Below are 13,570 nucleotides of genomic sequence, written 5' to 3'. Positions count from 1 at the left end.
CTGGAACTTGTAGTTCCCTGATCAATAGCAAGAATATATTTTTCCATTAAATTTTCCTCCCCAATTTAATATAAAAAAGCAGACAAACTTATTAATCCTTTGTAAATAAGTTTATCTGCTTTTAAAATTAATGTCAAAAATTAATTACATAATTATTAATGATAGCATATAATTCATTGTATTATAATTGAATAAATGATATACTTTGCATACTATAAACAATATGAAATGAAGTTGAGGAGGAAAAAAATGAAAATAAAAAACTTAAATATTGGCAAAAAAATATTTCTAGGCATTGGTTTAAGTTTTTTGATTACAATGCTAATAATGGTTTTTCTTATGAACCAACAATTTAACAATCTTCAGAAAAAAAATAATGATAGTGTACAAAAATTTCTACTTGCTAAAGAAAAAGATAGAATAAAAGATACAACAGATGCTACTGCTAATTTTATTAGCCAATTATATAATAAAAACAAAGGCCAAATGTCTGAATCAGAATTACAGGAATTAATTAGAGAATATAATAGAAATGTCGACTTTGGAGAAGCAGGATATTTTTTCATTTATGATTATGACGGTAATACAATTTCATTGCCTCCAACTCCGGAACTGGTAGGTGAAAATCGCTGGGATATTCAGGATGAAAACGGTAAATATATTTTAAGAGCTTTATCTGAAAAAGCCCAATCAGGTGGCGGTTATGTAGAATATATTTATGCTAACCCTGAAACTGGTGAAGAAGAAACAAAAATTGGTTATGTAACACCTGTTGAAGGTACAGACTTTTTTATTGGAGCTGGTACATATGATTCAATAATAAATAGTAGTTTACAGCAGATTAAATCTACTTTACAGGGTGTTATTCAAAATATCTTTATGGTATTAATTATTGCTCTGCTCATAGGAACAGTAATAGTGGGAGTAATTATTTATCTGATATCTAACTACATTTCAAATCGAATAAATAAAGTTCTAAAGGGAATGGATTATGTTGCTGAAGGTAATCTTACTCATAAGTTAGATGTTAATAATAATGATGAATTAGGAAAACTTTCAGATGCATATAATACAACAATTGAATCACAGCGAAAAATGATAGGACAAATCAAAAATGATGTTAAAGAACTTTCAGAACAAAGTGAAGAACTATCTGCTTCAGGCCAGGAAGTTGAAAGAACAGCTGAACAGGTTGGAAGTGCTATTGAAAATGTAGCTTCAGGTGCAGAAGAACAATCAGCTCAAATAGAAGAAAGTCAAAGTGCTATCAATGAACTTATAGAACAAATAGAAATGACAAGAGGTATGGCAGATGAAATGGATGATTCTTCTGAAGAAGTTATTGACAATATAGATAAAGGAACTAATTCTATGGAAAGTTCAGTAGAACAGGTAAATAAAGTAAAAAGTTATTCAAACGATATAGCAAACACAATTAATTCTCTAGGTGATTTATCTGAAGAAATTGGAGATATTATTGAGTTAATTAACAGTATAGCTGAACAAACAAATTTACTTGCATTAAATGCTGCTATAGAGGCTGCTAGAGCTGGTGAAGCCGGAAGAGGTTTCAGTGTAGTTGCTGATGAAATAAGAGAACTTGCTGAAGAATCTTCACAGGCAACTGAAAATATTTCAGAATTAATATCTGAAATCCAAACAGGTGTAGATAATGCAGTAGAAAAAATGGATGCTACTGAAGAAGCAGTAAATCAAAGTGTGGATGTAATAGAAGGTACTGGAGAAGTATTTTCCAACATCAAAAATGCTGTAAATAATCTAAATCAGTTAATTGAAAATGTAAATTCTAAAACCCAACAAATGGATGAGTTAAGTGATAGTGTTAGGGATATGGTCGGCGATGTAGCAGCTGTAAGTGAAGAAGCAGCCAGCAATGCAGAAGAAGTCGCAGCCTCAAGTGAAGAGCAGATTGCTTCAACTGAAGAAATAGTTTCAGCTGCAGATAGATTGGCTGAGATGTCAGATAATCTAAATAAACTTATTGATCAATTTGTAATTGAATAAATTATATAAAATTTTGAAAATAATTTTTCAAAGATAAACCGGGAGGATATTAATTCCTCCCGGTTCTATTATTCACTTAAGAAAATTTATTATCCATCATATTCTTTAAAACGATTAAAAATTTCCTTAACTGATAAAATTTCTTTTATTTTATACATATCCTCACCGGTGAAGAAAACTCCATTTTTAGTATCACCTTTTCGAGCTGCAAGTAAAGCATCTCTTATACAAAATTCTTTAGTACACTTTTTCAAACACTCATTACAATCTGCAGGTGGTGGAGCTTCTCCATTTTTAATCAATTCTGTAAATCTAGATTTTATAGCATTTGCTGGTAATCCAACTGAACTCATTATTTTAACTATATCTTCTTTATCAGCATCAACACACATTTTTTTAAAAACATCTGCTACATCAGCTTCTTCACTTGCCAAAAATCTGGTTCCCAGCTGTACTCCATCTACCCCCATGTCAAACATCTTTTTCATATCTGGCGGGGTTACAACACCACCGGCACCTATAACTGGAATACTAACCTCATCTTTAATTTCTTCAATAAGTTCCCAGCTATCACGATCAGTACCAAGATGACCTCCAGCATTACCACCTTCAACAACAATACCAGCTGCACCTAATTTTTCAGATATTTTTGCCAATCTTACAGAAGAAACTATAGGAACAACAGGAACATCTCCTTTTTTACCTAAAGTAAACATATCTCTAGAAAAACCTGCTCCTGACACTATTAAATCAATTCCAGATGCTATAGATTCTTTTATTAATTTTGGAAAATCTTTAGCAGCAAACATTATATTAACACCAATTATACCATCAGTTTTTTCTTTTGCTTTTCTAATTTCTTCCTTAAGCTCTTTAACAGTAAGTGCAGTCCCAGCAATCAGACCTATACCGCCTTCTTCTGCCACAGCACTGGCAAGTCCGGCCATAGAAATTTTAATAGCCATTCCACCCTGAATAATCGGAAATTTCGGTTTCAAATCACCTAATTCTAATTTTGGAAAATTAATTTCATACACCCCTTCATTAATACTATTTTAGCTCACTTATTTCCCAGTATTTCTTTAAGCTTCATTATTATATTATCTTAAATTTCGACAAATAGCAAATTAGACAAGTCTTTAGACTATTAGATTATTTCAATCTCTCTTGCCAACCTTATATAAAGTGAAATTCCTTTGAAAATTATTGCTTCAGAAAAATTGAATTTTTCATTATGAAGAGGATAAGTAAAGCCTTTTTTATTGTTTTGGGAACCAAGCATAAAAAAGAACCCCGGGCCAGCTTTTTGATAATATGAAAAGTCCTCAGCTATCATCAAAGCCCCCATATTAACCTTTTCATTATCATCTAATATCTTATCAATCATCTCATAAAGATTCTGATCATTATTTACTGGAGGATAAAAATCCCTAATCTCCATTTCAATTTCTACGTCATGAGCTTTTTCCATCCCTTCATTGATCATTTTTAACCTTTTTTTAATTAACTCATATTTATCTTCTGTAAAAGCCCTGATAGTACCTTCCAGTCTTGCTTTTGCAGCTAGCACATTGCGGACACTACCACTTTCCATTTTACCAAAAGTCACCACTCCACTTTTTAGAGGATCAAAATTACGGCTAATAATCCCCTGATAATTACTAAGGAGTTGGCTGGCTACAAAGAGAGCATCTTTACCATCCTGAGGTTGAGCTCCATGACTTCCCTCACCTATTAATTCTATATCCACTTCACCACTTTGAGCAGTCAAAGGACCGGCTTTAATCCCAATTTTACCTTCTTCAAGACCTGGATAGATATGAAGCCCAAATGTAGCTGCAATATTGTATTCTGTAAAAATCCCACTCTCTACCAGTGGTTCAGCTCCTCCTGGACTTTCTTCAGCAGGTTGAAAAATTAAAACAACATCTCTTTTCAATTCATAAAATTCACTTAGATATCTGGCAAAATTAAGCAAAATAGTCATATGCCCATCATGGCCGCATCCATGCATTTTACCTGGATTAGTAGAAGAAAAGTCTACTCCAGTTTTTTCACTTAAATTAAGGCCATCCATATCTGCTCGAAAAGCAACTGCTTTTTTTGAACTACTTCCTTTTTTATAGGCAATTAATCCATTTTTTAGAACTTCTTTTATTTCAAATCCATAATTTAATAATTTTTCTTTTAAATAATCAGCTGTTTTTTTAGTTTCAAATCCTATTTCAGGTATTTTGTGTAGATCTCTTCTCATCTCCACAACTTCATTTTTATATTCAGCAAAATAATCAGCTATTTCTTTATCTTTTATATATTTTAATAAATTATTTTCCATAACTATAATTCACCTTTTATCCTTTTATTTCTGCTAAAATTTCTCTAAATATTTTCAAAAATTCCTTTATTTCATCTCTTTTTATATTTAAAGGTGGTAAAAGCCTAATAACAGTTTCATCTGTTAAATTTAAAAGAAGATTTTTATCTTTTGCCTTTTTCTTAATCAACTTACCATATTCTCCTGTTTCTAAGCCAAGCATCATCCCTCTACCTCTAATTTCGTTAATGATTTCAGGATATTTTTTCATTAACTTTTCTAATTCAGTTAATAAAAACTTGCTTTTTTCTTCCATACTTTTTTGAAAATCAGGATCAGTTATGGTTTTAACAACTTCGCTTCCGACAGCACAGGCGAGAGGATTACCCCCAAAAGTACTGCCATGATCACCATAAGAAAAAACCTCCTTCAATCTTTTATTTACAAGTATAGCACCAAGGGGTAGACCTCCACCTAAAGATTTAGCCATAGTTACTAAATCAGGCTCAAAATCATATTTTTCCAGAGCTAAAAAATCTCCAGAACGGCCCATTCCACTCTGAATTTCATCAACTATAATCAAAAAATTATATTTATCTGAAAGTTCAAGAAGAGTATCCACAAAATCCTGACTTATTTCATGGATTCCCCCTTCTCCCTGAATTATTTCTATAAACACTCCAGCAGTTTTTTTACTAACTTTTTCTTTTAAATCTTTGCCATCATTAAAATTAAAATGATTGATCTCAGGTACTAAAGGAGAAAATTTATTTCTATATTTTATTCTACCTGTGAGTGATAAACTACCCATTGTTCTTCCATGAAAAGCATCAGTTGCTGCTAAAAACTCTGTTTTATCTTCAGCTATATTTTTTGCATAAAGCCTGGCCAGTTTCAAGGCAGCTTCATTTGCCTCACTTCCAGAATTACTAAAAAATATCTTATCTGCAAAAGTATTATCCACTAATTGATGGGCAAGTTCGACAACCGGTCTGGAAGCAAAATAATTAGATAGATGAATGTAATCATCAAGTTGTTCTTTTATTTTATCCTTTATATTTTCCTGGTTCTGACCAAGACCATTTACAGCTATACCACTAAACATATCAAGATATTTATTTCCATCATTATCAATTAGGTAGGAACCTTCGCCTTTTTTTATCTCTATTTCCATTCTATTATAAACATTTAATAGATATTTTTTATCTTGAGCAAGCAATTCAGACATTCTTGACCTCCTCTTATTTGATATTAACTATTTCCATCACGTAATTCATTAAGTATTTGAGATTTTTCCATAGTCTGAGCATCTTTTTCTTTAATTATTTTGGCTGGAGTTCCAGCTGCAACACTATTTGCCGGTACATCTTCAGTAACTACTGAGCCAGCAGCAACTACAGCTCCTTTACCAATTTTCACTCCTTCTAAAACTACAACATTGGCACCAATCATCACCCCATCTTCTACAATCACAGGAGTTTTACTTGGGGGCTCAAGTACTCCAGCAATAACTGAACCTGCACCAATATGAACATTATCACCAATGATACCTCTAGCTCCAACAACTGCATTCATGTCAATCATAGAATTTTTACCAATTTCAGCTCCAATATTGATGACAGCTCCCATCATAATTACAGCATTTTTCCCTATTTTTACCTTATCTCTAATAATAGACCCTGGTTCAATTCTTGCTTCTACATCTTTTAAATCCAGCAGAGGTATTGCAGAATTTCTTCGATTGTATTCTAACTCATAATCATCTATTTTTTCTTCATATTTATCTAAAAACGCCTTTGCCTCATCTAATTCAGCAAAAATAATTCCACTCTTCTCATCACCATAAAATCTTACTTTAGAACAATCAATTCCTATCAATTTACCTTTAACATATAGTTTTACTGGAGTCGATTTCTCTGCCTCTTTAATAAAATTGGCAATTTCTTTTGCACTCTCTAAATTATTCTCCTCTTTTTTACTCATAATTATCATCCTTTCTTTTACATTTTTGAAATCATTATTATTAAATAAAAGGATTTTATCCTTAAAACTTGAATTAGTAATTAAGTATTAATATCATCTCATAGGAGGTTTGCAAATGTCAATACTCCAGAGGCAAAATCCTTTATTTAATAATAAAGAACAGAAAAAACTTAAAAACATGGTAGTTCTCATTGCTGGAGCAGGAGGACTGGGTACAAATCAGGCCCAACAACTACAAAGAATTGGAATAAAAAAAATCTACTTATATGATTATGATAAAATTGTTGAAAGTAACCTTAATCGCCAGCTTTTTTATGGTAAAAATGATATTGGAAAAAGTAAAGTAAAAAAAACCAAAGAACATCTTGATAGTTTTGAACTAAATACAAAAATAAAGATTTTCGAAAAAAAAATAGATAAAAACTTAGAAATACCAGATGATGTCGATATAATCTTTGATGCTTTAGACAACTTTTCATCCAGATTTGCTTTAGAAAAAATTGCAAGAAAAAATAATCTTCCTTTAATTCATGGAGGAGTTCAATCCTGGTATGGCCAAATTACTGCTATTATTCCAGGAAAAACTGTCTCATTAAAGGAAATTTTTGGAGTAACTGATAAAAATGAAAATGAATCTCCACCAGTTTTTTCTCCAGTTGTTTCTGTCATAGCATCTATTCAGGTTATTGAAGGAATAAAGGTCTATCTTAATAAAGATGATATTTTATTAAACAAATTACTTATTATTGATCTTAATCAAAATACAATTGATACTGTGGAATTAAATTAAAAGGAGAGATCAAAATGGCTAATATTTTAGTTTGTGATGATTCAGCTTTAATCAGATTACAAATAAAAGATATTTTAAATAGTGAAGACCATAAAGTTTTGGAAGCAACTAACTTCAAACAAATAAAATTAAATAGCTTTTCTGATAACATAACTTTAGATGAAATTGATGTTATATTTTTAGATGTCTATTTAGGAGATATAAGTGGTCTTAAAATACTTAAATATTTATCCGAAAATTATCCTAATCTCCCGGTCCTCATGATAAGTATTGATAATAAAAGAGAAACTATTATGAGAGCTTTAAAATTGGGCGCGACGGATTATATTTTAAAACCATTTGATAAAATATTTATCATAGATAAATTAAATACCATATTATCCACTAATGAATTTTCTAATAATAAAAAACCTGAAAATATTACAAAACAATTATCATCATTAGAAAATAGTCTTTCAATGGAAATAAATCGCACCCTGCGTAATGAATTATCCTTTTCTCTGGCTAAATTTACTTCTCAGGATAATGAAAAAATCAATGATTTAAAAGAAACAACTACCTCTATGATTAGAGATATTGATAGAGCTTATTCCATTTCAGAAGATATCTTTGTCTTATTGCTCCCTCTCACTAATAAAGCAGGCTTTGAAAAACTAAAAGATAGACTGGAAAAAGGTCTAAATACTTCAGATTCAATAGATGATATTACTGAAATAACTACTAGCACTTTCCCTGATGATATTACTGAAAAACTTGATTATGAAAAAACTAATAAATACAAAAAGGAAATACTCCATCAATTAAATTTATACTAATAAATTTTAAATAATTATTTATTAATTACTAATTTGGATATCAGTTGCCAGTACTGCTTTTAGTTCTCCATCTTTTTTAATCGGTAAACTTAGAGTTATACATGGCTTTTCTGTCACAGAAGAATAATAGGGATCAGAAATATAATAATCTTTACCTTCAATAATTTTATTAAACCAGGTTCTATGCTTTTTTTCTAAACCAGTAGTATTTTCTGTTTCCACTTTATTACTAACAAGGTCTATAATAGTTTTCCCTTTTTTATCAAAAAATGCAAATAGCTCTATAACATTATTATTATTTAGTAATTCATATAATCTATCTTTTATAAAATCATAATTTAGATTTTTAAACTTATTTTTACTAAGTTGATCCTCTATTTTATCTTTGATTTTGATAATTTCAGTTCTTTTTTCTTCATTTAATTTAATATCTTTTTGTTCTTCACTAACCTGTTTATAAAGTTCATTAGAACTGCTATTTATAATGTCTGCCGGTTCTTTTAGATCATTAATACCACTGGCAATATCATTCATAATCTCGGCAATATTTTCAATACTATTAGATATCTCCTCAGCAGTTTTATTTATTTCCTGGACACTATCACCTATACTTTTAGTGTTATCAACCTGACTGCTTAACTCCTTAACATTATTCCTAAAAGTTACTACTATATTTTCAGTTAATTCATTTATATTATTTAATTCTTCACTTATTTGTTCACTATCATTATTGATTTTTTCCATTTCTGTAGAAGTCTCTTTCACCTTCTCTATTACATTATTTAATTTATTGCCTGATTCTTTAGTTATTTCTTTAATATCTTCAGAAAGGTCCTGTGTTTGAGTAGAAAGTTCTCTTATTTCATCTGCAACTACTGCAAATCCACGCCCTTCTTCACCTGCTCTAGCCGCTTCTATAGATGCATTAAGTGCTAAAAGATTAGTTTGTTCAGCAACTTCATCAACTTCATATAATATCTCTTCAATAGATTTCATGTTTTCATTAAATTCTTCTATACCCTGAACAGTAGTATCTAATTTATCATTACCCTTTTTGACAGTAGCTGTATATCCTTCAAATCTATCATTAATATCAAGAATCTGATCCTGAGCATTCTGAGTAGAATCCAAAATTTCTAAAATATCACTTTCAGTATTTTCAAGAGCTTTTCTCAATTCTGAAATGTTATCATCAATAATATCAATTGCTGAAGATAATTCCTGCGTTCCTGCTGAAATTTCCTCACTACTTGCTGAAGAATCCTCAGCTAATTCTATCTCTTTTTCTATCTCTTCATTTAAGCTATCACTTACCAAACTTAATTGATCAGCAATTTCAAAAAGTGAAGTTAGTAATTTTCTATCTGTTTCCTTTTCTTCTCCAACTTTTTTAATCTCCTTTTTTTTATTTCCTTTAATTCTTAAAATATAGATTGTTTCAATAACAATAATTAAACTCAAAATCCAGACTAAATTATCCACTTCTCTCCCACTCCCCTTTTTAGATTATTTTCCAAAATTTATATTATTATCCTGTTAAATTATTATTCTACAAAAACTTATTTATTCCTTTTTAAAAAACAAAAGGCCATTTTCAGGAGGAGTCTGAAAACAACCTTTTATAAAATATAATACATCTAATTTAAAATAATATTAAATACGAAAAAGGCGGATTAATTCCGCCTTTTAATTTCATTCCTCTTACCATCTAAATATAGTTCATATGGAATTCCCAGGTCTTCTATAAAGTCCTGTTTAAAGTATTTAGAAAAAACCTGTGAAATATATTCATCATCCTGATAATTAATTACAATATAGTCAATATTATTATTATCTACTAAATCATGACCTTTCATCAGAGATGCTTTATTTATAATTTCTAATTCTATTTCAACATCTTCTTTTTTAGCCCTCTTTTCTATCGTATCCTGGATTTCATCCATTCTATTACTATATTTGTCACGAATAGTTTCTTTTACATCTTTTTGTATTTTTTCGCCAAGATAGCCAGAATACATCATCTGTTTTTTTAGAGGATCAGGAATTTCTTTTTTGATAAAAAGAGCTATATACAATTTGCTGTTCTTTTCTTTAGCAAGTTTAATAGCCCTATCAATTGCTTCATCAGGTTTTACCACACTTAAAATTGCTAACATTACTTTCTTTAAATTTTTCATTTCAAATCACATCTCCTACCTTTTTAGGGAAAGGATCTTTTCTATCAAAAACTTATTGATAATATTATAATCATAATAAGGACTTAAATGCAAATTAAGGAATTAGCTCTAAGCCGACAAGAGGCCAATAGAGTTTACTCACAAGGTAAATTCCTATAATAGAGATTAAATTCATCCATAAACCTAACTTAAATACTTCAGCTAAATCTAAATAACCTGAAGAAAATGCAATAGCATTTGGTGGTGCTCCCATAGGTAGTGAGAAAGCAAGTCCACCTGGAAGTGCAATTAATAAGGTAATAGCCACTGGATTAAAGCCTAATACCTGACCAACACTAAATGCCAGAGGTATTACAATTGCAACTGCAGCAACATTACTTACACCTTCAGTTAATAGTTTTGTCACTAAAGCAAAAAGGAAGATGAAAACAATTGGAGTTAAGGGTATTACAGAAAATACCTGATCAGCAATCCATTTTGCTGCTCCAGTATCAGTAAGAGCAGTAGCAATTACAATTGCTCCTCCATACATCAAAATAACTCCCCAGTTAATATATTCCTCAATATCCTTCCAATCAAGGATATCAAGTACAAAAATCATTACTCCACCTAAAATAGCAGTAACCGAAATATCAACCTGACCAGACAGGAATATCCAACTTGAAATAACTGCTATAAATACAAAAACTAATTTCTTTTCATCAAATGATAAATCTCCCATATTTTCTATTTTACCTTTAAGTTTATCAAAAGCAGGTCCAACTGTTTCAATCTCAGATGGAAAAGTTCTGGTAATCATAAAATAAGCTGCTATTAAAAGAAATATTGTATATGGTAAAGAATATTTCATCCATTCAAAAAATCCTATTGAAAGACCATAGTTTTTCTGTAAAATACCTACAGCCAGTAAGTTTCTCGCTCCACCAAGAAAAGTTGTAATACCGCCAATAACTGCTCCCCAGGCCATTGATAAAAAGAGTGATTTACCAAAATTACTTTCTAATGGCTTTAATTCAAGGGTCTCAGCTATCTCAAATACTATTGGAAATAACATCGCTGCCACTGCGTGCTCAGGCATTATAAAAGATAATACAGCTGAAGATAATAAAATACCTACAGATATACGGCGTGGTTTGTGGTCAAAATATGTAATCAACTTATAAGCAAGTCTTGTACCCAAACCGGTTTTATATAAAGAAGCCGCCAGCATTAAAGCACCTAAAATGAAAAAGATAGCGTTATTTCCAAAAGTAGCATATGTCGTTTCCAGACTCATTATGTGTAGAAGTGGTATCAGTGCTATCCCCATTAAACTTGTAATAGCAAGTGGTAAAAAATTAGTTACCCAGAGGGAAAGACTCAATACAAATACAGCTAAGGCCCTCTGACCTTCTACAGATAAATCAGCTGGATTGGGCATCAACAGGAGAGCGAAAAATGAGATAATCCCTATCAGAACAATGATCTTCTTTTTTAAATCCTTAATATGCATAAAAAATATTCACCATATTATCATTTGTTCTTATTCTCTTAAAAACATTTTCTTTTATATTAAATAGTCTCATTTTAAACCCTCCATTTATTATATTATTCTAGATGAGAGCAATTTAATCCTCTATTTTTTAAAAAAATATTATATAATCTATAAATCTATTCACTTCCACCTGCTGCTTCTCTAACAGGAATTTGAATTCCAATTAATTCTAAAACCTGTTCTACACATTCTTCAACACTAAGTTTTCTGGTATCAAGAACAAGATCAGGATTTTCAGGTTCTTCATAAGGAGCAGAAATACCAGTAAAATTATCAATCTCACCATTTATAGCCTGTTCATATAATCCTTTAGGATCTCTACGGGCACAGGTTTCAACATCTGCTTTAACATAAATTTCTTTGAAATTATCTTCTCCTGCTCTTTCCCGAGCAAAATCTCTGGCTTCCTGATATGGAGAAATAAATGAAGAAAGTGTTATCATACCTGCATCCTTAAAAAGAGCAGCTACTTCAGAAATCCTACGTATATTTTCATTTCTATCTTCGGGAGAGAATCCAAGGTCACTATTTAAACCATGACGAACATTATCTCCATCAAGTCGATAAACAGCTTTACCATATTCAACTAAGGCTTTTTCCAATTCAATTGCAATAGTAGATTTACCAGAAGCTGAAAGTCCGGTAAACCAGATAACCATACCTTCCTGTCCTAGATTTTCACAACGATCTTCAAATTGTACTTTTCCTTCTGCCCAGGTAATATTTTTTGGTTCTTCAGTATTTTTCATTATTATCACTCCATTATATTTTTAGTTTTTATCTGCCATACCTTTTATAAGTACATCTGATACTTCAGGACGGGTCATTTCCACTGGTGGTCTTTCACCATTACGGAGAAGTTCTCTTACCTTTGTTCCACTTAAGTAAATGTGATCTTCTGCAGAGTGAGGACAGGTTTTGCCACTGGCCATACCTCCACATTTTTCACAGTAAAATGCATATTCAAATTTAAGAGGTGTTATACCTATTTCTTCATCTTCAAATTCTTCAAAAATTTCCTGTGCATCATAAGTACCATAATAATCTCCAACTCCTGCATGATCTCTACCTACTATAAAATGGGTACATCCATAATTTTTGCGGCAGAGAGCATGAAAAATTGCTTCTCTTGGACCGGCATAGTGCATTGCTGCCGGAAAGACAGTCATCATTGTTCTATCCTGAGGATAAAATTCATCTAATACAGTTTCATAACTTTCAATTCTAATATCTGCAGGAATATCACTTGATTTAGTTCTTCCCACAAGTGGACTCAAGAAAAGACCATCTACAATCTCTAAAGATGATTTTTGCAGATATTCATGAGCTCTATGGATTGGGTTTCTGGTTTGAAAAGCAACTACAGTATCCCAACCTTTATTATCTATCATTTTTCTTGTTTCTGCAGGTGTTTTACGATAATCATTAAAATTATCATAATTTACTCTTTTTAAAAGACTTATTTCACCACCTAATAAAACATCTCCTCTTTCATAAACATTAGCTACTCCAGGATGCTCTTTTTCAGTTGTTGTATATACTTCTTTTGCTTCCTTTTTATCATCATATTTATACTTTTCTTCAAGATGTAAAATAGCATATAACTCATCATCTTCTTCAAAATAAAGAGCCACATCTTCACCTTCTTTTAATTGGGAAGCCTGCTCCTGAGCTGCACCTAATACTACTGGAATACTCCAGACAGTACCATCTGCAAGTCTCATATCTTCAACAACACTATTATAATCTTCTTTTCCCATAAATCCTTCTAAAGGACTGAACAAACCTGTTGCTATATTATCAACTGCTGTCAGCTCATCAAAATCCAGTTTTAAAGCTGGCATCTCAGCTGCTTTTTCCTTTAATTGACGCTTTTTATCTCCTGTAACTATTCGATTAACTAATTTGCCTCCATGTGCTTCTATCACTTTA

General features: G+C 31.1%; 12 protein-coding genes. 3 read left to right on the top strand and 9 right to left on the bottom strand.

Going from position 1 to position 13,570, the window contains the following annotated elements; translation table 11 throughout:
* Positions 1–249 precede the first annotated feature (249 nt).
* Positions 250–2,025, top strand: coding sequence for a methyl-accepting chemotaxis protein (locus VJ881_06550; protein ID HKL75710.1), 1,776 nt, complete (start codon positions 250–252; stop codon positions 2,023–2,025).
* A gap of 89 nt (positions 2,026–2,114) precedes the next feature.
* On the opposite strand, the gene VJ881_06545 is transcribed toward VJ881_06550, so the two are convergent.
* The 4 genes from VJ881_06545 to dapD form a co-directional block, all read right to left on the bottom strand.
* On the bottom strand, positions 2,115–3,062 hold the full coding sequence (locus VJ881_06545) for a nitronate monooxygenase (protein ID HKL75709.1): 948 nt from the start codon (positions 3,060–3,062) through the stop codon (positions 2,115–2,117).
* Between the two features lie 110 nt (positions 3,063–3,172).
* Positions 3,173–4,360: an amidohydrolase gene (locus VJ881_06540; protein HKL75708.1), complete on the bottom strand. Its 1,188-nt coding sequence runs from the start codon at positions 4,358–4,360 to the stop codon at positions 3,173–3,175.
* A gap of 16 nt (positions 4,361–4,376) precedes the next feature.
* Positions 4,377–5,567: an acetylornithine/succinylornithine family transaminase gene (locus VJ881_06535; GenBank protein HKL75707.1), complete on the bottom strand. Its 1,191-nt coding sequence runs from the start codon at positions 5,565–5,567 to the stop codon at positions 4,377–4,379.
* A gap of 23 nt (positions 5,568–5,590) precedes the next feature.
* On the bottom strand, positions 5,591–6,322 hold the full coding sequence (gene dapD / locus VJ881_06530; protein ID HKL75706.1) for a 2,3,4,5-tetrahydropyridine-2,6-dicarboxylate N-acetyltransferase: 732 nt from the start codon (positions 6,320–6,322) through the stop codon (positions 5,591–5,593).
* 115 nt (positions 6,323–6,437) lie between these two features.
* Between dapD and VJ881_06525 the strand changes: the two genes are divergently transcribed.
* Together VJ881_06525 and VJ881_06520 are read left to right on the top strand one after the other, a co-directional pair.
* A complete protein-coding gene (locus tag VJ881_06525) occupies positions 6,438–7,112 on the top strand; it encodes a HesA/MoeB/ThiF family protein (protein ID HKL75705.1) in 675 nt (224 codons plus the stop codon).
* Between the two features lie 14 nt (positions 7,113–7,126).
* Positions 7,127–7,927, top strand: coding sequence for a response regulator (locus tag VJ881_06520; protein ID HKL75704.1), 801 nt, complete (start codon positions 7,127–7,129; stop codon positions 7,925–7,927).
* A 21-nt stretch (positions 7,928–7,948) separates the two neighbouring features.
* On the opposite strand, the gene VJ881_06515 is transcribed toward VJ881_06520, so the two are convergent.
* From VJ881_06515 to sat, 5 genes are all read right to left on the bottom strand, one after another.
* Entirely contained in the window at positions 7,949–9,409 is a 1,461-nt protein-coding gene (locus tag VJ881_06515) for a methyl-accepting chemotaxis protein (protein ID HKL75703.1), read from the bottom strand.
* Between the two features lie 191 nt (positions 9,410–9,600).
* The gene (locus VJ881_06510; protein ID HKL75702.1) at positions 9,601–10,104 is read right to left on the bottom strand and encodes a hypothetical protein; all 504 of its coding nucleotides are present in this window, start codon (positions 10,102–10,104) and stop codon (positions 9,601–9,603) included.
* 94 nt (positions 10,105–10,198) lie between these two features.
* On the bottom strand, positions 10,199–11,596 hold the full coding sequence (locus VJ881_06505; protein HKL75701.1) for a DASS family sodium-coupled anion symporter: 1,398 nt from the start codon (positions 11,594–11,596) through the stop codon (positions 10,199–10,201).
* A 158-nt stretch (positions 11,597–11,754) separates the two neighbouring features.
* On the bottom strand, positions 11,755–12,387 hold the full coding sequence (gene cysC, locus VJ881_06500) for an adenylyl-sulfate kinase (protein HKL75700.1): 633 nt from the start codon (positions 12,385–12,387) through the stop codon (positions 11,755–11,757).
* A gap of 21 nt (positions 12,388–12,408) precedes the next feature.
* Complete coding sequence (gene sat, locus VJ881_06495; GenBank protein ID HKL75699.1) at positions 12,409–13,566, bottom strand: sulfate adenylyltransferase; 1,158 nt, start codon at positions 13,564–13,566, stop codon at positions 12,409–12,411.
* Positions 13,567–13,570: the final 4 nt, after the last annotated feature.

The sequence above is a fragment of the Halanaerobiales bacterium genome (assembly GCA_035270125.1).
GTDB lineage: Bacteria > Bacillota > Halanaerobiia > Halanaerobiales > DATFIM01 > DATFIM01.
Note: the sequence above shows the minus strand (reverse complement) of the source record. Positions and strands in the feature narration are given on the sequence as shown.